At 68.5% G+C, this 20,477-nt stretch carries 18 protein-coding genes; 13 read left to right on the top strand and 5 right to left on the bottom strand.

What is annotated here, in order from left to right:
- Positions 1-7: 7 nt before the first annotated feature.
- From J2T47_RS22940 to J2T47_RS22910, 7 genes are all read left to right on the top strand, one after another.
- Positions 8-433, top strand: a complete 426-nt coding sequence (locus J2T47_RS22940) for a hotdog fold thioesterase (RefSeq protein WP_253451997.1) — start codon at positions 8-10, stop codon at positions 431-433.
- Between the two features lie 263 nt (positions 434-696).
- Positions 697-1,500 carry an AraC family transcriptional regulator gene (locus tag J2T47_RS22935; RefSeq protein WP_253451994.1) on the top strand — a complete coding sequence of 268 codons (804 nt, stop codon included), beginning with the start codon at positions 697-699 and terminating at the stop codon, positions 1,498-1,500.
- Positions 1,501-1,544: 44 nt separating this feature from the next.
- Positions 1,545-2,192, top strand: a complete 648-nt coding sequence (locus J2T47_RS22930; protein WP_253451991.1) for a LysE family translocator — start codon at positions 1,545-1,547, stop codon at positions 2,190-2,192.
- 226 nt (positions 2,193-2,418) lie between these two features.
- Positions 2,419-3,219 carry an alpha/beta fold hydrolase gene (locus J2T47_RS22925; protein ID WP_253451989.1) on the top strand — a complete coding sequence of 267 codons (801 nt, stop codon included), beginning with the start codon at positions 2,419-2,421 and terminating at the stop codon, positions 3,217-3,219.
- A 9-nt stretch (positions 3,220-3,228) separates the two neighbouring features.
- Positions 3,229-4,089, top strand: coding sequence for an alpha/beta fold hydrolase (locus J2T47_RS22920; protein ID WP_253451986.1), 861 nt, complete (start codon positions 3,229-3,231; stop codon positions 4,087-4,089).
- A gap of 83 nt (positions 4,090-4,172) precedes the next feature.
- Positions 4,173-5,063 (top strand): DUF4892 domain-containing protein, encoded by an 891-nt coding sequence (locus J2T47_RS22915; RefSeq protein WP_437181011.1) that lies wholly within the window; start codon positions 4,173-4,175, stop codon positions 5,061-5,063.
- A 76-nt stretch (positions 5,064-5,139) separates the two neighbouring features.
- A complete protein-coding gene (locus J2T47_RS22910; RefSeq protein WP_253451983.1) occupies positions 5,140-6,195 on the top strand; it encodes an AI-2E family transporter in 1,056 nt (351 codons plus the stop codon).
- Positions 6,196-6,490: 295 nt separating this feature from the next.
- On the opposite strand, the gene J2T47_RS22905 is transcribed toward J2T47_RS22910, so the two are convergent.
- The 5 genes from J2T47_RS22905 to J2T47_RS22885 form a co-directional block, all read right to left on the bottom strand.
- Entirely contained in the window at positions 6,491-7,768 is a 1,278-nt protein-coding gene (locus J2T47_RS22905; protein WP_253451980.1) for a CynX/NimT family MFS transporter, read from the bottom strand.
- A gap of 53 nt (positions 7,769-7,821) precedes the next feature.
- Positions 7,822-8,469 carry a FadR/GntR family transcriptional regulator gene (locus J2T47_RS22900; protein ID WP_253451977.1) on the bottom strand — a complete coding sequence of 216 codons (648 nt, stop codon included), beginning with the start codon at positions 8,467-8,469 and terminating at the stop codon, positions 7,822-7,824.
- A gap of 133 nt (positions 8,470-8,602) precedes the next feature.
- Positions 8,603-9,385 (bottom strand): XopAW family type III secretion system calcium-binding effector, encoded by a 783-nt coding sequence (gene xopAW / locus J2T47_RS22895; protein WP_253451974.1) that lies wholly within the window; start codon positions 9,383-9,385, stop codon positions 8,603-8,605.
- A gap of 108 nt (positions 9,386-9,493) precedes the next feature.
- Positions 9,494-10,624: a sensor histidine kinase gene (locus tag J2T47_RS22890; RefSeq protein ID WP_253451971.1), complete on the bottom strand. Its 1,131-nt coding sequence runs from the start codon at positions 10,622-10,624 to the stop codon at positions 9,494-9,496.
- Complete coding sequence (locus tag J2T47_RS22885; protein WP_253451967.1) at positions 10,605-11,363, bottom strand: response regulator; 759 nt, start codon at positions 11,361-11,363, stop codon at positions 10,605-10,607. The genes J2T47_RS22890 and J2T47_RS22885 overlap by 20 nt, the downstream gene beginning before the upstream one ends.
- A 322-nt stretch (positions 11,364-11,685) precedes the next feature.
- Between J2T47_RS22885 and kdpF the strand changes: the two genes are divergently transcribed.
- The 6 genes from kdpF to J2T47_RS22855 all read left to right on the top strand — a co-directional run bounded on the left by kdpF (position 11,686) and on the right by J2T47_RS22855 (position 19,945).
- Entirely contained in the window at positions 11,686-11,775 is a 90-nt protein-coding gene (gene kdpF / locus J2T47_RS22880; protein WP_009618573.1) for a K(+)-transporting ATPase subunit F, read from the top strand.
- Positions 11,776-11,783: 8 nt separating this feature from the next.
- The gene (kdpA, locus tag J2T47_RS22875; RefSeq protein WP_253451964.1) at positions 11,784-13,478 is read left to right on the top strand and encodes a potassium-transporting ATPase subunit KdpA; all 1,695 of its coding nucleotides are present in this window, start codon (positions 11,784-11,786) and stop codon (positions 13,476-13,478) included.
- Positions 13,479-13,489: 11 nt separating this feature from the next.
- Positions 13,490-15,550: a potassium-transporting ATPase subunit KdpB gene (gene kdpB, locus J2T47_RS22870; protein ID WP_253451961.1), complete on the top strand. Its 2,061-nt coding sequence runs from the start codon at positions 13,490-13,492 to the stop codon at positions 15,548-15,550.
- A gap of 291 nt (positions 15,551-15,841) precedes the next feature.
- Positions 15,842-16,390 carry a potassium-transporting ATPase subunit KdpC gene (gene kdpC / locus J2T47_RS22865; RefSeq protein ID WP_253451958.1) on the top strand — a complete coding sequence of 183 codons (549 nt, stop codon included), beginning with the start codon at positions 15,842-15,844 and terminating at the stop codon, positions 16,388-16,390.
- Positions 16,391-16,554: 164 nt separating this feature from the next.
- Positions 16,555-19,212: a sensor histidine kinase gene (locus tag J2T47_RS22860; protein ID WP_253451955.1), complete on the top strand. Its 2,658-nt coding sequence runs from the start codon at positions 16,555-16,557 to the stop codon at positions 19,210-19,212.
- Positions 19,213-19,252: 40 nt separating this feature from the next.
- Entirely contained in the window at positions 19,253-19,945 is a 693-nt protein-coding gene (locus J2T47_RS22855; protein WP_253452036.1) for a response regulator, read from the top strand.
- Positions 19,946-20,477 lie beyond the last annotated feature (532 nt).

Below are 20,477 nucleotides of genomic sequence, written 5' to 3'. Positions count from 1 at the left end.
AACCCGAATGACCTGGCGCACCCAGCCCGACCTGGAAAAGCTCAACGCGAACCTGAAGAACACCATCGGTGAAGTGCTCGACATCCGCTTCGAGGCGTTCGACGACGACTCGCTGACCGCCAGCATGGTGGTGGATTCGCGTACCCATCAGCCCTACGGCCTGCTGCATGGCGGCGCCTCGGTGGTGCTGGCGGAAACCGTCGGCTCCACCGCCAGCTACCTGTGCCTGGACAACAGCCAGTACTACTGCGTGGGCCTGGAAGTGAACGCCAACCACCTGCGCGGCCTGCGCAGCGGGCGGGTGACGGCGGTGGCGAAGGCGGTGCATATCGGTCGCTCGACCCACGTCTGGGAGATCCGCCTGCACGGGGATGACGGCAAGCCGAGCTGCATCTCGCGGCTGACCATGGCGGTGGTGCCGCTGGAGCGTTGAGTCTGCGCGGGATTTCCCTGCAGGAGCGGGCCATGCCCGCGACAGAGCGGCGCCGGGCCAATCGCGGACGGAGTCCGCTCCTACGCGGGCGCCGTGGTTCGGCATTTCCTTGTGGGAGCGGATTCATCCGCGATGTGGCTCCCTGTAGGAGCGCGCCATGCGCGCGATCGCGGGCATGGCCCGCTCCTACAGGGGGCAGCGCCGTTTAGCACCCTCGCAATTTTGTCCAAGACCCGCCGTTCCCGCGCCGGTAAAGTAGGCCCATGGAACGCATCGAACACCACAGCAGCGGCCTGCCCGGCGTCCGTTTTATCGACGCCGAGTACCGCCGTTTCGCCTTTCCCCGGCATTTTCATCTCGACTACCACGTCGGGCTGATGCTGGACGGCTGCCAGCGCTACACCCACCGCGGTGAGCGCTCGCTGGCCGGGAACGGCGACATCCTGCTGATGAGCCCCGAGAGCATCCACGACGGTTCCAGCGAGGGCGAGGACGGCTACCGCATCCGCGTACTGTCCATCGACCCGCAATGGCTGGACGACGCCTGCCGCGCTTTCAGCGATGGCCGCCAGGGCGCGCCGCGCCTGACTGCCGCACAGCTGCGCGACCCACTGCTGCAGGTCGAGCTGCAACGCGCCCACGCCCTGATGCTGGGCGGCGAGCGCCTGGCGCAGGAAGGCCAGCTCTGGCAGGCGCTGGCTGCGCTGCTGGAGCGTGCTTCCAGCCTGCGTATCCGCGAGCCGGGGCAGGGCTTCGACGCACCGACCTGGGCACGCATTCGCGAGTGGCTGGAGTCACGCCTGGAAACCCCGCCGACCCTGGAAGAGATTGCCGAGTTCTGCGACCTCAGCCCCTGGCAGGTGCTGCGCCGCTTCCGCCACCAGTGCGGGTTGCCACCGCACCAGTGGCTCACCCAGCTGCGCCTGGAGCGCGCATTGCCGCGGGTGATCAAGGGTCAGCCGCTGTCGGAGATCGCCCTGAGCCTGGGCTTCTATGACCAGGCGCACTTCAGCCGCCTGTTCCGCCGCACCTACGGATTGCCGCCCGCGCGACTACGCCAGCGCTGATCCACCCCGAAAATCCCGTTTCATTCCCACTGGAGAATCCCGCCATGCAGGAGGTTCACGTCTTGCTCATGCTCACCGCCGTGTTCGCGGTCGCCCTGGTCAGCCCCGGCCCGGACGTCGCGCTGGTGGTGCGCACCTCGCTGCACCAGGGGCGCCGCGCCGGTGTGCTCAGCGCCCTCGGGCTGGCCAGCGGCATCCTGGTCCACGGCACGCTGGTGCTGACCGGCGTGTCGTTGCTGCTCAGCCGCTCGCCGCTGCTGTTCAGCGCGCTGCAACTGGTGGGCGCGGCCTACCTCGGCTGGCTCGGCATCGGCGCACTACGCGCGCTGCGCAAGCCGGGCGGGGCAGGGCGCATCGACGGTGAGTTGCCCGCATCGAGGCTCGGGCCCTGGCTGCGCGGGCTGGCGACCAACCTGTTCAACCCCAAGGCGCTGGTGTTCTTCCTCGCGCTGCTCAGCAGCCTGATCCCGGCGGACATGTCGGCGCCGGGCAAGGTCTCGGTGGCGGTGATGCTGTTCGTCGTCGGTTTCGCCTGGTTCAGCCTGCTCAGCGTGATCCTCACCCGGCCGCTGTGGCAGCAGCGCCTGCTGCGCGCGGTGCCGGCGATCGACGGCGCCTGCGGGCTGGTGTTCCTGCTGGTGGCGGGCGGCATCCTGTTCAGCGTGGTGAACCACGCGACGCATTGGGTGTGAAGTGTGCTGGCGGATAACTTGTTCCAAGTTATGCGCCCTGCGCTGGGGTTTCCGTAGGGCGAATAACCGCTTGCGGTTATCCGCCGATAGCGGGCGGATCAGGGCAAATCCGCCGGAGCGCCATGGACTTTGGCCGTAGTGCCGTCATTCGCGGGAGTACGGGTCATTGCCGTGCCCCCGGTGCTGTCGGAAAATTCAGGCTGTCATTCCCCTGAGTTCACGCAGCATGTCGCAAGCGGTCTTCTTCGCCCACGCCAACGGTTTCCCCTCGGGCACCTACGGCAAGTTGTTCGATGCCCTGGAGCCGGATTACCGGGTCCATCGGCTGGACATGCACGGCCATGACCCGCGCTTCCCGGTGAACGCCAACTGGGAAAACCTGGTGGAAGAGCTGCTGCACCATCTGCAAGCGCTGGACGAACCCGTGTGGGGCGTCGGCCATTCCCTCGGCGGCGTGCTGCATTACCACGCAGCGCTGCGCAAACCCGAGCTGTACCGTGGCGTGGTGATGCTCGACTCGCCGCTGCTGACGCTGGCCGACCAACTGGTGATCCGCGCCGCCAAGCGTTTTGGCTTCATCGACCGGCTGACGCCTGCCGGCCGTACCCTCGGCCGCCGCGAGGACTTCGATGATTTTGCCGAGGCGCTGGAATACTTTGCCGGCAAGCCGCTGTTCAAGCGCTTCGACCGCGACTGCCTGGAGGCCTACGTGCGCCACGGGCTGGCGCCGGCCGATGCGCGGGGCCTGCGGCTGAAGTTCGACCCGGCCACGGAAATTTCCATCTACCGCAACGTGCCGCACACCGCTCCGGGGCGCGCCGGGCAACTGGCCGTGCCGCTGACCATGGTGCGCGGCCGCCACAGCCGCGTGGTGCTGCCGCACCATGCCCGCCTGATCGGCCGCATTCCCATGGGCGAGAGCCTGTCGCTGCCGGGCGGGCACATGTTCCCGCTGGAGCGCCCGCAGGACACCGCCGCGCTGCTCAGGACCGTCTTCGCCCGCTGGCAACAGCGCGCCAACGCATAAGGAATCGCCATGACCGCCAAAGTCCAGGAAATCCGCCTGAACCTGCCGCACATCGAGCTGGCCGCGCATCTCTTCGGCCCGGAGGACGGTCGCCCGGTGATCGCCCTGCACGGCTGGCTGGACAACGCCATGAGCTTCGCGCGCCTGGCGCCCAGGCTTGAAGGCGTGCGCATCCTCGCCCTGGACTTCGCCGGCCACGGCCATTCGGCCCACCGCGCGCCGGGGGCCAGCTACCTGCTGTGGGACTACGCCCTGGACGTGCTGATGGTGGCGGACCAGATGGGCTGGGAGCGTTTCTCCCTGCTCGGACATTCCATGGGCGCCATCGTCTCGGTGCTGCTGGCAGGCGCCATGCCCGAACGCGTCGAGCGCCTGGCGCTGATCGACGGCCTGGTGCCCTATACCGGCGAACCGGAGACTTCGCCGCAGAAGCTCGGCGAAGCCCTGCGCGCCCAACTGGCGCTGCCGAACAAGCGCAAGCCGGTCTACGAAGTGATCGACCGTGCGGTGGAAGCGCGTATGAAAGGCGTCGGCGCAGTGAGCCGCGAAGCCGCTGAGCTGCTGGCCTCCCGTGGTCTGGTGCCGGTGCCCGGTGGCTACACCTGGCGCACCGATGCGCGCCTGACCCTGCCGTCACCGCTGCGCCTGACCCGCGCCCATGCGCGACAATTCGTCCAGTCCGTGCAGTGCCCGGCCAGCCTGGTGCTGGCGCAGCAGGGCCTGCTGATGGTCGAGCCGGCCACCCGCGAACTGCTCAAGGACAGGCCCTTCGAGGTCCATGAGCTACCCGGCCAGCACCACCTGCACCTGGATGACGAGGCGGGTGCCGAGGCGGTCGCGGCGATCTTCCGGCCCTTCCTGCAGGCCTGAGGGAAACACCCCGTAGCGCCCTGCGGCTTGACTAAAGCGGGGCCTGCCGCGAGGCTGCACGGATCGCTTCAGGGAGATTGTGCATGCTCGACATCCAGACCGCCGCGCGCCAGGGGCCGGAAAACCCTCACTTCGTCAGGACCGACGCGCACCGGATGTCACGCCTGCTCCGCACGCTGATCGCCGGCGGCCTGCTCGGTTTCGCCAGCCTCACCGGCGCTGCCGACCTGCCCGACAGCCACGACCTGGAGATCCTCCCGCGCTTTCCGCGTTCGGAGATCGTCGACTTCAACCAGGCCTCCAGCCAGGAACGCATCTACCCGCAGGGCTCGATCAGCCGCATCAGCGGGCGCCTGCGCATGGAAGGGGAGGTGCGTGCCATCGGCGACCTCACCGCGGTGACCTACCGCCTGCCCGACGAGGATTCCAGCCAGAGCGCCTTCGCCGCGGCGCGCAAGGACCTGCTCCAGGCCGACGCTACGCCGCTGTTCTGGTGCGAGAGCCGTGACTGCGGCTCCAGCAACCTGCTGGCCAACTCGGTGTTCGGCAACTCCAAGCTGTTCGGTCCGGACGACCAGCAGGCCTACCTGCTGGTGCGCCTCGCCGCGCCCCACGAGAACAGCCTGCTGGCGGTCTACACCATTACCCGTGGCAACCGCCGCGCCTACCTGCATGCCGAACAGCTGGACAGCACCGCAGCCCTCGGTGAACTGCTGCCCAGCCCGGCGACCCTGATGCGCCTGCTCAAGGCCAACGGCGAGCTGACCCTGAGCCACGTACCGCAGGAACCGGGCGGCGCCTGGCTCGACCTGCTGGTGCGCACCCTGCGCCTGGACACCGGCGTACGCGTCGAGCTGGCCGGCCAGCATGCCGGCGACTGGCGCTCCGCACTGACCGCCCAGGGCGTAAGGGATGCGCGCCTGGAGCAGGGCAAGGATGATGGCGACGGCCTGCATCTGACCTGGCTGCGCTGATTTCCCTGGGGCGATTCTCCGACGCGGAAGGCTGAAACGCCCTACACTGGGGCTTTCGAGCCAACCGGGGTTTCCAATGTTCGACAACGATCGCCTGTTGCTGCGCCTGCTGCTGCTCGGCCTGCTGGGCGCGAGTATCTGGGTGCTGCTGCCGTTCTGGTCGGCGCTGTTCTGGGCCGCCGTGCTGGCCTTCGCCAGCTGGCCGCTGATGCGCCTGCTGACGCAGTTGCTGGGCGGGCGCCAGGCCGCCGCGGCAGGCCTGCTGACCATCGGCTGGATCGTGCTGGTGGCGCTTCCCCTGGTGTGGCTGGGCTTCGGCCTGGTGGACCGGGTGCGCGAAGGTGTCGAACTGGTGAAGAACCTGCAGGTGTCCGGCCTGCCGCCGCCACCGGAGTGGATGGCGCGGGTGCCGCTGATCGGTGACCGGCTGATCGGCTGGTGGTACCAGGCCGACCAGCAGGGCGTGGCGATGTTCTCCGCGCTCAAGCCGTACATGGGCGAGGTCGGCAACTGGGCCCTGGCCCGCAGCGCCAAGCTGGGCGCGGGCATCTTCGAGCTGGTGCTGAGCCTGGTACTGATCTTCTTCTTCTATCGCGACGGTCTGCGCCTGCAGGCGTTCGCCCACGGCGTGCTGGAGCGCCTGATCGGCCCCGCCGCGCAGCAGTACATGGACATCATCGCCGGCACCGTGCAGCGGGTGGTCAACGGCGTGATTGGCACTGCCGCGGCCCAGGCCGTGCTGGCCACCATCGGCTTCTTCATTGCCGGCGTTCCCGGCGCCTTCCTGCTCGGCCTGCTGACCTTCGTCTGCAGCCTGCTGATGGTGCCGCCGCTGGTGTGGGGCCCGGCGGTGATCTGGCTGTTCTACCAGGAGAGCTACGGCTACGCGGTGTTCATGGCGATCTGGGGCTTCTTCGTGATCAGCGGCGTGGACAACATCCTCAAGCCGTACCTGATCAGCCGCGGCGGCAACCTGCCGCTGGTGGTGGTGCTGCTGGGCGTGCTCGGCGGGTTGCTCAGCTTCGGCTTCATCGGCCTGTTCCTTGGCCCGGTGCTGCTGGCGGTGGTCTACAACCTGGTCAGCGCCTGGGTCGCCAGCTCGCAACGGCCACCGCCGCCGCCGGTGGTTTGATGGTTCGGAGCGGGTTTTCCCTCTCCCTAACCCTCTCCCTGAAGGGAGAGGGGACTGTCCGGCATGTGTTGAAAACCCAGAGCTCGCCGACTGACGCTGTAGAAGAGCCCCCGCGCCGAGCGGCCCCCTCTCCCTTCAGGGAGAGGGGGGGAAGCTTGCTCCGGCGTTCCCATGGAGCGCTGTTCGCGAGCAAGCTCGCTCCTACAGGGAAGACCTCGGCGTAGGCGAATAACCCGGAACGGGTTATCCGCCGCCATGGCGGATAACGCCTGGGGCGTCATGCGCCCTACGCGATTCAGACATGCTCGCTCTTCACCTGCACCAGCTTGTCCCGCCCAGCGCCCAGGCCGAACACGATGCCCGCTACCGTCACCACCACGAAGATCACCCCGGTCGCGGCCCAGCCGCCGGTGGCGTCGTGCACCACGCCGACCAGGAACGGCCCGCAGGCCGCCAGGGTGTAGCCCACGCCCTGGGCCATGCCGGAGAGGTTGGAGGCGACATGGGAGTCCGGCGAGCGCAACACGATCAGCGCCAGGGCGATGCTGAAGGTGCCGCCCTGGCCGAGGCCGAGCACCACCGCCCAGCCCCAGATGCCCGAGAGCGGGGCGAACAGCAGGCCGAGCAGTCCGGCCAGGGTCAGGCCCATGACGATCACCACGGCGATGCGCTGGTCCTTGCCGCGGGTGGCCAGCCACGGCGCGGCGAGGGCGCTGAACAACTGCACCATCACCGAACCGGAGAGCACCAGCCCGGCTTCCACCGCGCTCAGGCCACGGTCGATGAGGATCGACGGCACCCAGCCGAAGACGATGTAGGCCAGCGACGACTGCAGGCCCATGTACAGCGTCACCTGCCAGGCCAACGGGTCGCGCCACAACCCCTTCACCTTGTACACCGCGCGGTGGGCGTGGTGGTTCTGGCGGGTCTGCGGCAGCCAGATCGCCGCGGCAACCACGGCCGGGATCGCCCAGAACGCCAGCGCCACCTGCCAGTTGTTGTCCATGAGCTTGGCCAGCGGCACGGTGGCACCCGCGGCGGTAGCGGCGCCCAGGCACAGGGCCATGGTGTAGACGCCGGTCATGGTCCCGGCGATGTGCGGGAAGTCGCGCTTGACGATACCCGGCAGCAACACGCCGATGATGCCGATGCTGGCGCCGGCCACCAGGCTGCCGAGGAACAGGCCGGCCACCGGGAACAGGCTGCGCAGGACGATGCCGCCGGCCAGGGTGAAGAGGATCAGCAGTACGGTTCGTTCGGCGCCCAGGCGCCGCGCGAGCATCGGCGCCAGCGGTGCGAACAGGCCCAGGCAGAGCACCGGCAGGGTGGTCAGCAGGCCGGCGGCGGCAGCGGACAGGCCGGTGCCGTCACGCACGGTGTTGAGCAGCGGCGACAGGCTGGAGAGCGCCGGGCGCAGGTTGATCGCCACCAGCACCAGGCCGAGCAGCAACAGCCAGGTGCGTTGCGGGCGCGGGGCAACCTTGGCGCTGTCGTCCTCGGCGTCGATCAGCAGTTCTTCGGGCGGGCAGGACACCTTGTGTTCGGTGTCTTTCGGGGCATCGGATTCGGACATGGCAGGTATTCCAGAGCAGCAAGGCAGTAAAAAATCGTAGAGCTGATTGCGAGTCAGATCAGCAGCGCGCGGTTCGCATTCGCCGCGGCCTCGGCATCGCCACGGGCAATGGCGTCCACCAACTCGCGGTGCAGCTCGAAGCTGGGTTGCGGCCGGCTCGGGTCGCTGATGGTGCGCTCCAGACCGGCGCGGATGACCTGGGAGAAGTAGCGGTACAGCTCGCTGAGCACCGGGTTGTGGGCGCTGTCCACCACGCGCTGATGGAAGGCCAGGTCGTGGGCGATGTACTCGTCCAGCGCGCCACCGTGATGTACCGCGGAGGTCTCCAACGCTTCGCGCAGGGCCGCGAGATCGGCCTCGGTACGGCGCTCGGCGGCCAGCCGGCTGGCTTCCACTTCGATGACTCCGCGCGCTTCCAGCGCCTGTTCCACCGAGCTGCGGGCCAGCACCAGCATGGCGTCCAGCGGGTTGGCGCAGGCGCGCACGTAGGTGCCGTCGCCCTGGCGCACTTCCAGCACGCCGGAGAAGGTCAGCACGCGCACCGCTTCGCGCACGGTATTGCGGCTGATACCCAGGGACTCGGCCAGTTCGGGTTCCGGCGGCAGGCGCTGGCCCAGCGGCCAGGTGCCGTCGTCGATGCGCAGGTGGATCTGCTCGAGGGCGATATCCACCAGCGAGCGCTTTTGAATAGGGCTTGGCATGGAAACATCCAATCATCGGATGAATTTGAGGAGGCCAAGACTAGGCCAGAGACGGGGGCGCTGGCAATGCGGGAATGAGGGGGGGAGATACCGCCGGCGCGGGGGGCGCTCCGGCGGTGGGCATCGGCGCGGATCAGGCGGCGATGTTGACCAGGCTACCGCTGGCCTGGAGCGCAGTGACTTCGCTGCTCTGGTACTGCTTGAGCAGGTTGGCCACCAGCTTCTGGTAGGCGGCGCCCGTGTTGGCGCTGGTCGGGGAGGTGCTGGAGGCGGTGGTCGTCGAGCTGTCCGAAGCACTGCTGGAGGAATCGTCGGACGAACCGCTGGAGGCCGAAGCCGGCGGGGGCGGTGGTGGGCCGTCCGGGCGCTGGGCCTGCAGCGCGCTGGACAGTTCGTCGCTGCTGATGGAACCGCTGCCGTCGGTGTCGAGTTGGCTGAACAGTTCGCTCAGGCGCTCGCTGTCGTCGTCGCTGCTGCCCAGGGCGGAGAGCTCGTCGCTGCTGATGCTGCCGTCGCCGTCGCTGTCCAGGGCGCTGATCAGGTCCTCGGCGGAGTCGCCCATGCCCATGCCACCCATGTCGCCGGGTGGTGGGGGAGGGGGTGGCATGGCCGCTGCCAGTTCGTCCTGGGAGATGCCACCGCTGCTGTCGCTGTCCAGCTCGCTGAGCAGGGCGTCGATGTCGATGTCGCTGCTGTCCGAGTCATCGCTGGAGGACAGCGCGCTGGTCAGTTCGTCCTTGCTGATGCTGCCGTCGCCATCGCTGTCGATGGACTTGAACAGGTCTTCCTGGAATTTCGCCGCACCCTGGGACGCGCCAGTGCTACCGCTCTGCGTGGCGGTGGTACTGGCGGTCTGGGTCCTGGCGAGCGAGCTGGTGTAGTAGCTCGCATAGCTGCTGCTCACGCCGCTGATCATGGGAGAGTCTCCGTGGTTGCCGAAGCGGAGGGTTCTCCGCTGATGACAGCCTCGGGCTCGCCTGTGTCGCGGGTTTGTGCGCTTTGTTTGCTCGCGGCTACAACGGCGTTACGCCGTTGTGTTTCTGGGCAGGCGCAGCACGGCGGTGGCACCGCCGCCGGGGGTTTCCTCGAAGACCAGGTCGCCGCCCTGGCGCCGCGCGGCATCACGGGCGATGGCCAGACCCAGGCCGACACCGCCGGAATTGCGGTTGCGCGAACCTTCCAGGCGGAAGAACGGCTCGAATACCTGCTCGCGCAGTTCGGCGGGAATGCCGGGACCGTGGTCGCGGACGCGGATCTCCACCTCGCGGGTACCGTCGCGCAGTTCGATGCTGACGTCGCCGGCGTAGCGCAGGGCATTGTCCAGCAGGTTGTTCAGGCACGAGCGCAGCGCCATCGGCTGGACCTTTAGCGGCGCGCAGAAGCCTTCCACGCCGACGTCGGCACCGCGTTCACAGGCGTCCTCGGCCAGCGAATCGGCCAGTGCTTTGACGTCGAACCACTGCAGCGGCTCGGTGGCGCGCTCCTGCTGCAGGTAGTGCAGGGTGGAGTCGAGCATGCCGATCATCTCGGCCAGATCCTGGCCGATGCGGGTGCGCAGCTGCGGGTTGTCGATTTCCTCGACGCGCAGGCGCAGGCGCGACAACGGGGTGCGCAGGTCATGGGAGACCGCCACCAGCATGCGGCTGCGTTGCTGCACCTGTTCGCGGATACGTTCGCGCATGCGGTTGAAGGCGTGGGCGGCCTGGCGCGCTTCGCGCGGTCCGGTTTCCGGCAGCGGCGGGCTGTCCAGGTCTTCGGAAAGGCGCAGCGCGGCGTCGCCCATGCGCTGCACCGGGCGGGCCAGCAGGCGCGCGCCGATGCCGGCGGCGAGTATCAGGGTCAGCAACTGGAAGGCGAACGGCGCGCTCCAGAACGGCAGCCGCGGTGGTGGCGGAGGCGGCGGGCGGAAACCTTCGGGGCCCGGCGCGAAACCTTGAGGCGGCGGACCGTGCTCGAAGCCCTGCTCCGGTGGCGGAGGCGGTGGCCCTTCAGGGCGGTGCGGGCCGTAGTAGTGGAACCAGGCGAAGGCCAGCAGGTGGGCGACCACGATGGCCAGCAGGAACACGCCGAACAGCCGGGCGAACAGGCTGTCGGCGCGCTCCAGGGGCTTTTCCTTCGCGCGCTCGGGCGCGGACTCAGGCGATCTCGCGGACATCGAACAGGTACCCTTCGCCGCGCACGGTCTTGATCAGCCGGGGCGAGCGCGGATCGTCGCCGAGCTTCTGCCGCAGGCGCGAGACCAGCAGGTCGATGCTGCGGTCGAAGGCTTCGATGGTGCGGCCCCGGGCCGCGTCCAGCAGCAGTTCGCGGTTGAGCACCCGCCGCGGGCGTTCGAGGAACACCCAGAGCAGGCGGAATTCAGCGTTGGACAGCGGCACCACCAGGCCATCGGGCGCATGCAGCTGGCGCAGCACGCTGTCCAGGCGCCACTGGTCGAAGCGCACCTGGGCGCGCGGTTCGCCGCGGGTGCCTTCCTCGCTGCCGACCAGGTTGCCGCCGCGCACGCGGCGCAGGATGGTCTGGATACGCGCCACCAGTTCGCGCGGCTCGAAGGGCTTGGCCATGTAGTCGTCGGCGCCCAGTTCCAGGCCGATGATGCGGTCCGCCGGCTCGCAGCGGGCGGTCAGCATGAGGATCGGGATATCCGATTCGGCGCGCAGGTAGCGGCACAGGGACAGGCCGTCTTCGCCGGGCAGCATCAGGTCCAGCACTACCACGTCGAAGCTCTCGTTCTCCAGCGCGCGACGCATCTCGACGCCGTCGGCGACGCCGCGGGTCTCGATGTTGAAGCGCGCGAGGTAGCCGCAGAGCAGTTCGCGAATCGGCTCGTCGTCATCCACCAGCAGGGCACGGGTAGTCCAGCGGCGTGGGTCGTCGGTAGGGGTCGGGTACATGAAGAAACCTGTCGCGGGAAAACGTGGGGCAGGATGGCCAGGGGCCGCCAGGGGCATGCGACGTTCGCATGCTAACCCGTCATCGCGTGCGCGGGCCATGGTCGGCGAGGCTGCGGTGCACGGGTGTCGCCAGCGTGTCCGCTGTGTATCGGTCCGGATACAAAGCTTTCCGATCACCGCGCCAGAGCGGTTTTTTACGCTTTCTTTATGCCGCCCGGCGGGGGCGGGAATCGCTCCTTTACGCGCAGCTTGCGGAAAATTTCCGTCAGGCGGCAAGCGCCGCATCAAGCGATGGAATCGCCCGCGTGAGGAGAAAACGATCATGAGCGTGCTCGACGGTGTGTCCCTGGTCCTGGCCACGGGACTGTTCATCTACCTGCTGGTGGCGCTGCTGCGCGCCGACCGATCCTAGGAGACGTCATGAACAGTCATGACCTGTTGCTGATCGTCGCCTTCCTGGCGCTGGTGCTGGTGCCGGCGCCGTTCCTCGGGCGCTTCTACTACAAGGTGATGGAAGGCCAGCGGACCTTCCTCAGCCCGCTGTTCCTGCCGGTGGAGCGGGCGATTTACCGCGCGTGCGGCATTCACCCCGAGGACGAGCAGGACTGGAAGAGCTACACCCTGGCGCTGCTGGCCTTCAACCTGATCGGGCTGGCGCTGCTTTTCGCCATCCTCCTGCTGCAGGGGCTGCTGCCGCTCAACCCGCAGCACTTGCCGGGCCTGGAGTGGACGCTGGCGTTCAACACCGCGGTGAGCTTCGTCACCAACACCAACTGGCAGGCCTACAGCGGCGAAGCATCGCTGAGCTACCTGAGCCAGATGCTCGGCCTGACCGTGCAGAACTTCGTCAGCGCCGCCGTCGGCCTGGCCGTGCTGGTGGCACTGGCCCGTGGCATCTCGCGCAAGTCGACGAACAACCTGGGCAACTTCTGGGTCGACCTGACCCGCGCCACCCTCTACGGGCTGATCCCGCTGTGCCTGCTGCTGGCGCTGCTGCTGGTCTGGCAGGGTGTGCCGCAGACCTTCCTCGACTATGCCCACGCGCTCACCGTGCAGGGCGCCGACCAGTCCATCCCGCTGGGCCCGGCGGCCAGCCAGATCGCCATCAAGCAGTTGGGCACCAACGGCGGCGGCTTCTTCGGCGTGAACTCGGCGCACCCGTTCGAGAACCCGACCATCTGGAGCAACCTGTTCGAGGTCGTCTCGATCATCCTGATCCCGGCCGCACTGGTGTTCACCTTCGGCCACTACGTGAAGGACCTGCGCCAGAGCCGCGCCATCCTCGGCTGCATGCTGGTGCTGTTCGCCCTCGGTCTTGGCGTGTCGCTGTGGGCCGAGTACCAGCCCAACCCGGCGCTCAGCGCGCTGCCGGTGGAGCAGGTCGCTCCGCTGGAAGGCAAGGAGAGCCGCTTCGGCACCACCGCCAGCGTGCTCTGGTCGGTGACCACCACGGCGGCCTCCAACGGTTCGGTGAACGCCATGCATGACAGCCTCAACCCGCTTTCGGGCATGGTCGCGATGCTCAACATGATGGTCGGTGAGGTGATCTTCGGCGGTGTCGGCGCGGGCCTCTACGGCATGCTGCTGTTCGTCCTGGTGGCGGTGTTCCTCGCCGGGCTGATGGTCGGGCGCACCCCGGAGTACCTCGGCAAGAAGCTCGAAGCCCGCGAAGTGCGCCTGCTGGTGGCGACCTTGCTGGTGATGCCGGTCGGCGTGCTGGTGCTCGGCGCCATCGCCGCCAGCCTGCCGGGCCCGGCCGCGGCGGTGAGCAATCCCGGCGCCCACGGCTTCAGCCAGTTGCTCTACGCCTACACCTCGGGCACGGCGAACAACGGCTCGGCCTTCGCCGGCTTCGGCGCCAACACCCCGTTCCACAACCTGATGATCGCCCTGGCCATGCTGATCGGCCGCTTCGGCTACATCCTCCCGGTGCTGGCGATCGCCGGCAGCCTGGCGGCGAAGAAGGCCACCCCGGTCGGCCCCAACAGCTTCCCGACCCACGGCCTGCTGTTCGTCAGCCTGCTGACCGCCACCATCCTGCTGGTGGGCGGCCTGAACTTCCTGCCGACGCTGGTGCTGGGCCCGGTGGCCGATCACCTGACGCTTGGTTTCTGAGGAACACCCTTATGAACGCACATACCCAGGAACTGGCCGTGAACAAGGCCGTCGACAAACGCCCGAGCACCGCGCTGTCCGCCCTGTGGAAGCCGGCGCTGGTGCAGGCCTTCGTCAAGCTCGACCCGCGTCAGCTGCAACGCTCGCCGGTGATGCTGGTGGTGGCCCTGACCGCCGTGCTGACCACTGTGCTCTGTGTGGTAGGCGATGAGTCGGTGCCCACCTTCGTCGCCGTGCAGATCGCCGTGTGGCTGTGGTTCACCGTGCTCTTCGCCAACTTCGCCGAAGCCCTCGCCGAGGGGCGCGGCAAGGCCCGCGCGGACAGTCTGAAAGCCGGCACTCAGGGCCTGCAGGCCATGCGCCGGACCGCCAGCGGCAACTTCGAGAAAGTCGCCGCCAGCAGCCTGCGCAAGGGCGACGTGGTACGCGTCGAAGCCGGTGAACTGATCCCCGGTGACGGCGAAGTGATCGAAGGCGTGGCGGCGGTCAACGAGGCCGCCATCACCGGCGAATCCGCGCCGGTGATCCGCGAGTCCGGCGGCGACCGCTCGGCCGTCACCGGCAATACCCGGCTGGTCTCCGACTGGCTGCTGGTGAAGATCACCGCCAATCCCGGCGAGTCCACCCTCGACCGCATGATTGCCCTGGTGGAAGGCGCCAAGCGCCAGAAGACCCCCAACGAGGTGGCGCTGGACATCCTGCTGATCGGCCTGACGCTGATCTTCCTGCTGGTGGTGGTGACCCTGAAACCCTTCGCCCTGTTCGTCGGTGGCAACCTGCCGCTGGTGTTCCTGGTGGCGCTGCTGGTGACCCTGATCCCCACCACCATCGGCGGCCTGCTCTCGGCCATCGGCATCGCCGGCATGGACCGCCTGGTGCGCCTGAACGTCATCGCCAAGTCCGGCCGCGCCGTGGAAGCGGCGGGGGACGTGCATGTGCTGATGCTCGACAAGACCGGCACCATCACCTTCGGCAACCGCCGTTGCAGCGCCCTGCACACCGCCTCTGGCGTGCAGCCACTGGAACTGGCCGAGGGCGCGTTCCTCGCCTCGCTGGCCGATGACACGCCCGAGGGCAAGTCGATTGTCGAGTTCCTCCGTGCGCAGATCATCCTGCCGGAGCCGGACCGCGCCCGCGTGACGCCGATTGCCTTCAGCGCCGAGACGCGCCTGTCGGGCATCGACTTCGACGGCCACGTCTACCGCAAGGGGGCGGTGGACGCCGCGCTGGCCTTCGTCGGCCTGGACCGCACGCAGATGCCCGAAAGCCTGGCCAAGGAAATCGAGCGCATCGCCCAGAGCGGCGGCACGCCGCTGCTGGTGGTGGCCGACGGCAAGCTGCTGGGTGCCATCCACCTCAAGGACGTGGTCAAGCCGGGCATCCGCGAGCGCTTCGCCGAGCTGCGCCGCATGGGCATCCGCACCGTGATGGTGACCGGCGATAACCCGCTGACCGCCGCCGCCATCGCTGCCGAAGCCGGCGTGGACGACGTGATCGCCGAGGCCACGCCCGAGAAGAAGCTGGCGCGCATCCGCCAGGAGCAGGGCGACGGCCGCATGGTCGCCATGTGCGGCGACGGTGCCAACGACGCCCCGGCGCTGGCCCAGGCGGATGTCGGCATGGCCATGAACGACGGCACCCAGGCTGCCCGCGAGGCCGCCAACCTGGTGGACCTGGACAGCGATCCGACCAAGCTGCTGGACGTGGTGCAGGTGGGCAAGGAGCTGCTGGTGACCCGTGGCGCGCTGACCACCTTCTCGGTGGCCAACGACGTGGCCAAGTACTTCGCCATCCTCCCCGCGCTGTTCGCCGGCATCTACCCGCAGCTGGGCGTGCTCAATCTGATGCGGCTGGCCAGCCCGCAGAGCGCCATCCTCTCGGCCATCGTGTTCAACGCGCTGATCATCGTCGCGCTGATCCCCCTGGCCCTGCGCGGCGTGCGCGTGCAGGCCAGCGACGCCTCGCAGCTGCTGCGCCGCAACCTGCTGATCTACGGCGTGGGCGGGCTGGTGGCGCCGTTCGTGGGGATCAAGCTGATCGACATGATTCTGGTGGCCGTGGGCCTGGCTTGACCGGCTTCTTTGATCGACTGAAGGGAGGTGCTGGTGCTGTGCACCCTCTCCCTGACCCTCTCCCTGAAGGGAGAGGGGACCGTCCGGTGGTATCGGGAAATATGGAGCTCGCCGGGCGCTCCGAACAACTCCCTCGCCCCCTAATGGAGAAGGGGTTGATCGGAGTGAGCGGAAGTATCGGATTACGCCGAATTGCTTTTACTCCCTCTCTCTTCAGGGGGGGACGCCTAGTCAGAGGGCGGGGGAGAGGGCAGCCAGCCCCGCTCCCGACCCAACAGAGGAACACGAAAAATGCTCAACCAACTCCGCCCCGCCATTGCCTCGCTGCTCCTGCTCAGCGCCGTCACCGGCGTCGCCTATCCGCTGGCCGTCACCGGCATCGCCCAGGTCGCTTTCCACGACCAGGCCAACGGCAGCCTGGTCCGCGATGACCAGGGCAACGTGCGCGGCTCGGCACTGATCGCGCAGAAGTTCGACGGCGCCCAGTGGTTCCATTCGCGCCCTTCGGCCGGCGATTTCGCCACCGTCTCCAGCAGCGCCAGCAACCTCGCGCCCGGCAACCCGGCGCTGGCCGAACGCATCGCCAGGGACGCCGCCGCCCAACAGGTCGGCGCGCAGCCGGTGCCGCTGGCGTTGGTCACCACTTCCGGCAGCGGCCTCGACCCACAGCTGCCGCCCGCCGCCGTGCTGTACCAGGTGCCGCGCATCGCCCAGGAACGTGGCGTAGCGGCGGCGAGCCTGGAGAAACTGGTGGAAGCCCACACCGAACGCCCGCTGATCGGCCCCGCCGTGGTCAACGTGCTGGCGCTGAACATGGCCCTGGCCAGCCTGCCTCGCTAGACTCCAGCGCCAGTACCGAGCCTGCCGCGGTACGAGGAAAAACGCAGGGCCGTCCGTTGGCAGAGGACGGCTCCCTCTCCCTTCAGGGAGAGGGCTGGGGAGAGGGTTCCGTGAACTCGCTCCCTCATTAGAACGAGCGCCCGGAGCGCTCCGAGGATAGCCCGATGACCGACCCCAACCGCGCCGACGCCCTGCTGGCCGACCTGCCTCCCATGGGGCGTGGCCGTCTCAAGGTATTCCTCGGCGCCGCACCGGGCGTCGGCAAGACCTACGCCATGCTGCTGGCCGCCCAGAGCCAGTTGCGCCAGGGCGTGAAGTTGCGCGTCGGCGTCGTCGAAACCCATGGCCGCGCCGAGACCGAAGCCTTGCTCGCCGGCCTGCCGCAGCAGGCGCTCAAGCGCTCGCTCTACCGGGGCATCACCCTGGAGGAAATGGACCTCGACGGCCTGCTCGGCGACCCGCCGGCGCTGGCGCTGGTGGACGAACTGGCGCACAGCAACGCCCCCGGCAGCCGCCACGCCAAGCGCTGGCAGGACATCCAGGAGCTGCTCTCCGCCGGTATCGATGTCTACACCACGGTCAACGTCCAGCACCTGGAAAGCCTCAACGACCAGGTGCGCGACATCACCGGCGTCCAGGTGCGCGAAACCGTACCCGACTGGGTATTGCAGGAAGCCTACGAACTGCTGCTGGTCGACCTGCCGCCGCGCGAGCTGCTGGAGCGCCTGCGCGAGGGCAAGGTCTACGTGCCCGAGCAGGCCCGCGCCGCCATCGATGCCTTCTTCAGCCAGACCAACCTCACCGCCCTGCGCGAACTGGCCATGCAGACCGCCGCCGCGCGGGTGGACGACGATCTCGCCCATCGCTACCGCCAGCAGGGCGGCGACGCACCCGCTGTGCGCGGCAGGCTGCTGGTGGGGGTGGATGGTGAACACAACGCCGAGCGCCTGGTGCGCCATGCCAGTCGCGTCGCCGAGCGCCGGCATCTACCCTGGTCGCTGATTCACGTCGATACCGGTGAAGCGCGCAGCGAAGCGTCGCGCATGCAACTGCAGAATGCCCAGCAACTGGCCGAGCGGCTGGGCGGCGACGTGGTCGAACTGCGTGGCGGCGAAGTTGCGCGGACCCTGGTCGAACACGCCAAGGAACGTCGCGCCACCCTGCTGCTGGTCGGCCGCTCACGGCAGCGCTGGTATCGCCGGCTGCTCGGCGGCGGCCTCGCCGCGCGCCTGCTGCGCCTGGGCGATGGGCTGGAAATCAGCGTGCTCGACAGCGAGGCCGACTTCGCACCGCTCAGGGTCCGCCCGCAGACGCGCTGGCCCTGGGGTAACTACCTGCTCGCCGCCGTGGCCGCCGGTTGTGCCAGCGCCCTGGCCTGGGCGGTGGCCAGTGTGCTGGAGCTGCCGAACATCTCCCTGGTGTTCCTCGCTGCGGTGCTGCTGGTGGCAGTCCGCAGCAGCCTCGGTCCGGCGCTGGCCTGCGCGGTGCTGTCGTTCCTGGCCTACGACTTCCTGTTCATCCCGCCGCATTTTTCATTCTCCATCCAGCGCGAAGAAGACGTGCTGACGCTGCTGTTCTTCCTGCTCATGGCCGGCCTCACCGGCAACCTCGCGGCCCGCCAGCGCCGGCAACTGCAGGCGCTGCGCGAGACCCAGGAAGAGACCAGCCAGATGCTCGAACTGTCGCGCAAGCTCACCGCCGCCACCGACCGCCAGGCGGTGATGGCCGCCGCCGCGCAGCAGCTGGGCGGTTGGGAGGGGCTGGATATCTGCCTGCTCGGCCGGGTCAACGGCGAATGGAAACTGGAGGGCGGCCTCAACCGCACACTGGAAGACCAGGAGCGTGCCGCCGCCGACTGGGCCTGGCAGCACGACCAGCCCGCCGGCCTGGGTACCGGCACGCTGCCGGGCGGGCGCTGGTGGTGGTGGCCGCTGTCCGGCGAGGACGGCCCGCTGGCGCTGCTCGGCGTCAGCCCGCGCGATTCGCAACCTTTGTCCGGGTCGCGCCGTCGCCTGCTGGCTGCTCTCGGTCAACCGCTGGCGCAGGCATTGGCCCGTGCGCGTCTCGCCGAAGACCTCGAAGCCGCGCGCCTGCACGGCGAAACCGAACAATTGCGCAGCGCGCTGCTGGCCTCGGTCAGCCATGACCTGCGCACACCGCTGACCTCCATGCGCGGCGCCATCGACAGCCTGCTGGCCCTCGGCGATGCCATCCCGCCGCCGGATCGCCGCGAGCTGCTGGAAAGCACCCGCGACGAGGCCGAGCGCCTCGACCGCTACATCCAGAACCTGCTGGACATGACCCGTCTGGGCCACGGCGGCCTGAAGCTGTCGCGGGACTGGGTGTCGCCCGGCGACATAGTCGGCAGCGCGCTCAATCGCCTGCGTGCGGTGGTCGCGCCGTATCGGGTGGAAACCCGTGTCGCGCCGGAGCTGCCGCTGCTTTATGTGCACGCCGCGCTGATCGAGCAGGCGCTGGTCAACGTGCTGGAAAACGCCGCGCGCTTCTCGCCGCCCCAAGGCCGCCTGCGGGTGGCAGTGGAGCAGGGCGAGGAGGAACTGCGCTTCCTGGTCAGCGACGAAGGGCCGGGTATTCCGCTGGCCGAGCGCGAGAAGATCTTCGACATGTTCTACACCGCCGCGCGCGGTGATCGGGGCGGGCAGGGCACCGGGCTGGGCCTGGCAATCTGCCAGGGCATGGTCGGCGCCCACGGCGGGCGGATCACCGTCGAGGACGGCATCGACGGGCGCGGCACCACTCTCGTGCTGCACCTGCCGCTGCAGCAGCAGCCGGACCTGGAGCAGCTTGATGCCGCTGTCTGAAAGGCTCAAGCTGGACGCCCCCAGCCAGTCCGGACTGCCGATGAACGCCAGCGCCGCCACCATCCTGGTCGTCGACGACGAACCGCAGATCCGCAAGTTCCTCCGTATCAGCCTCAGCGCCGGCGGTTACAAGGTGCTCGAAGCCGGCACCGGCGAAGAGGGCCTGGCCCAGGCCGCGCTGGGCCGCCCGGACCTGGTGGTGCTCGACCTCGGCCTGCCGGACAAGGACGGCCAGGACGTGCTGCGCGAACTGCGCGAGTGGTCGCAGGTGCCGGTGCTGGTGCTCTCGGTGCGCGCCAGCGAAAGCGAGAAGGTGCTGGCGCTGGACAGCGGTGCCAACGACTACGTGACCAAACCCTTCGGCATCCAGGAATTCCTCGCGCGCATCCGTGTGCTGCTGCGCCAGGGGGCCAGTGGCGAGACGCAGGAGGCGGTGGTTGTGGTGGGGCCGCTGAGTGTGGATTTCTCCTATCGGCGGGTGCTGCTGGATGGCGAGGAGGTCTCGCTGACGCGCAAGGAGTACGCGGTGCTCTCGACCCTGGCGCGCCATGTGGGCCGGGTAGTGACCCAGCAGCAATTGCTGAAGGATATCTGGGGGCCGACGCATACCGAGGACACGCATTACCTGCGGGTGGTGGTGGGGCACCTGCGGCAGAAGCTCGCGGATGATCCGGCGACGCCGCGGTTTATCGTGACCGAGGCAGGCGTCGGTTATCGCTTGCGCGAGGGCTGAACGCACGGTGCCAGTTCGTTACGAGTAGGGCGCATAACCCGGGACGGGTTATCCGCCGATGCCACCGCGGCGGATAACGCTGGCGCGTTATGCGCCCTACAAACCTGTTTCTGGGATAGTTGGCCAGGGCGCCTTATCTGCTCGATCCTGGCTGCAGGCCCTGTTTGGCGGGACGGTCGGGGGGCTGACGCCATCGTTTCGCCTTGTGCCGAACGGTCCCCTCTCCCGCTTGCGGGAGAGGGTCAGGGTGAGGGGCTTTTGATCTCGTAGGAGCGGACTTTGTCCGCGATGCCCTCGCCTCGGGCTGGGTGTTCATGCGCCGCTTCGGCGTACGCGCGGGCTTCGTGTTTCGCCCCCTCGGGCGACCTACTTTGGCAAACGCCCCAAAGTAGGCAAAGGTCTTGCCCCGGACATCCGGTTTTTCGCTTGGGGCGAAAAATTCCCTCGTTGAATCGCAGTTTCAGGGGCACGCGTCGAAGGGCCATCCCTGGCCCATCGCCGCTCTCGCGACATCCATGTCGCTCAACCCCTG

The organism is Pseudomonas nitroreducens (genome assembly GCF_024170165.1).
Lineage (GTDB): Bacteria > Pseudomonadota > Gammaproteobacteria > Pseudomonadales > Pseudomonadaceae > Pseudomonas > Pseudomonas nitroreducens_C.
This window is presented reverse-complemented; position numbering and strand designations above follow the sequence as displayed.

What these genes read in the sequence shown, in the direction of transcription:
- J2T47_RS22920 (WP_253451986.1), top strand. Translation starts at nt 3,229, where the DNA reads ATGACCGCCAAAGTCCAGGAAATCCGCCTGAACCTGCCGCACATCGAG.
- J2T47_RS22855 (WP_253452036.1), top strand. Translation starts at nt 19,253, where the DNA reads ATGAACGCCAGCGCCGCCACCATCCTGGTCGTCGACGACGAACCGCAG.
- J2T47_RS22900 (WP_253451977.1), bottom strand. Translation starts at nt 8,469, where the DNA reads ATGCCAAGCCCTATTCAAAAGCGCTCGCTGGTGGATATCGCCCTCGAG.
- J2T47_RS22890 (WP_253451971.1), bottom strand. Translation starts at nt 10,624, where the DNA reads ATGTCCGCGAGATCGCCTGAGTCCGCGCCCGAGCGCGCGAAGGAAAAG.
- J2T47_RS22940 (WP_253451997.1), top strand. Translation starts at nt 8, where the DNA reads ATGACCTGGCGCACCCAGCCCGACCTGGAAAAGCTCAACGCGAACCTG.
- J2T47_RS22930 (WP_253451991.1), top strand. Translation starts at nt 1,545, where the DNA reads ATGCAGGAGGTTCACGTCTTGCTCATGCTCACCGCCGTGTTCGCGGTC.
- J2T47_RS22935 (WP_253451994.1), top strand. Translation starts at nt 697, where the DNA reads ATGGAACGCATCGAACACCACAGCAGCGGCCTGCCCGGCGTCCGTTTT.
- J2T47_RS22905 (WP_253451980.1), bottom strand. Translation starts at nt 7,768, where the DNA reads ATGTCCGAATCCGATGCCCCGAAAGACACCGAACACAAGGTGTCCTGC.
- J2T47_RS22925 (WP_253451989.1), top strand. Translation starts at nt 2,419, where the DNA reads ATGTCGCAAGCGGTCTTCTTCGCCCACGCCAACGGTTTCCCCTCGGGC.
- kdpA (WP_253451964.1), top strand. Translation starts at nt 11,784, where the DNA reads ATGAACAGTCATGACCTGTTGCTGATCGTCGCCTTCCTGGCGCTGGTG.
- J2T47_RS22910 (WP_253451983.1), top strand. Translation starts at nt 5,140, where the DNA reads ATGTTCGACAACGATCGCCTGTTGCTGCGCCTGCTGCTGCTCGGCCTG.
- kdpC (WP_253451958.1), top strand. Translation starts at nt 15,842, where the DNA reads ATGCTCAACCAACTCCGCCCCGCCATTGCCTCGCTGCTCCTGCTCAGC.
- xopAW (WP_253451974.1), bottom strand. Translation starts at nt 9,385, where the DNA reads ATGATCAGCGGCGTGAGCAGCAGCTATGCGAGCTACTACACCAGCTCG.
- J2T47_RS22885 (WP_253451967.1), bottom strand. Translation starts at nt 11,363, where the DNA reads ATGTACCCGACCCCTACCGACGACCCACGCCGCTGGACTACCCGTGCC.
- J2T47_RS22915 (WP_437181011.1), top strand. Translation starts at nt 4,173, where the DNA reads ATGCTCGACATCCAGACCGCCGCGCGCCAGGGGCCGGAAAACCCTCAC.
- kdpF (WP_009618573.1), top strand. Translation starts at nt 11,686, where the DNA reads ATGAGCGTGCTCGACGGTGTGTCCCTGGTCCTGGCCACGGGACTGTTC.
- kdpB (WP_253451961.1), top strand. Translation starts at nt 13,490, where the DNA reads ATGAACGCACATACCCAGGAACTGGCCGTGAACAAGGCCGTCGACAAA.
- J2T47_RS22860 (WP_253451955.1), top strand. Translation starts at nt 16,555, where the DNA reads ATGACCGACCCCAACCGCGCCGACGCCCTGCTGGCCGACCTGCCTCCC.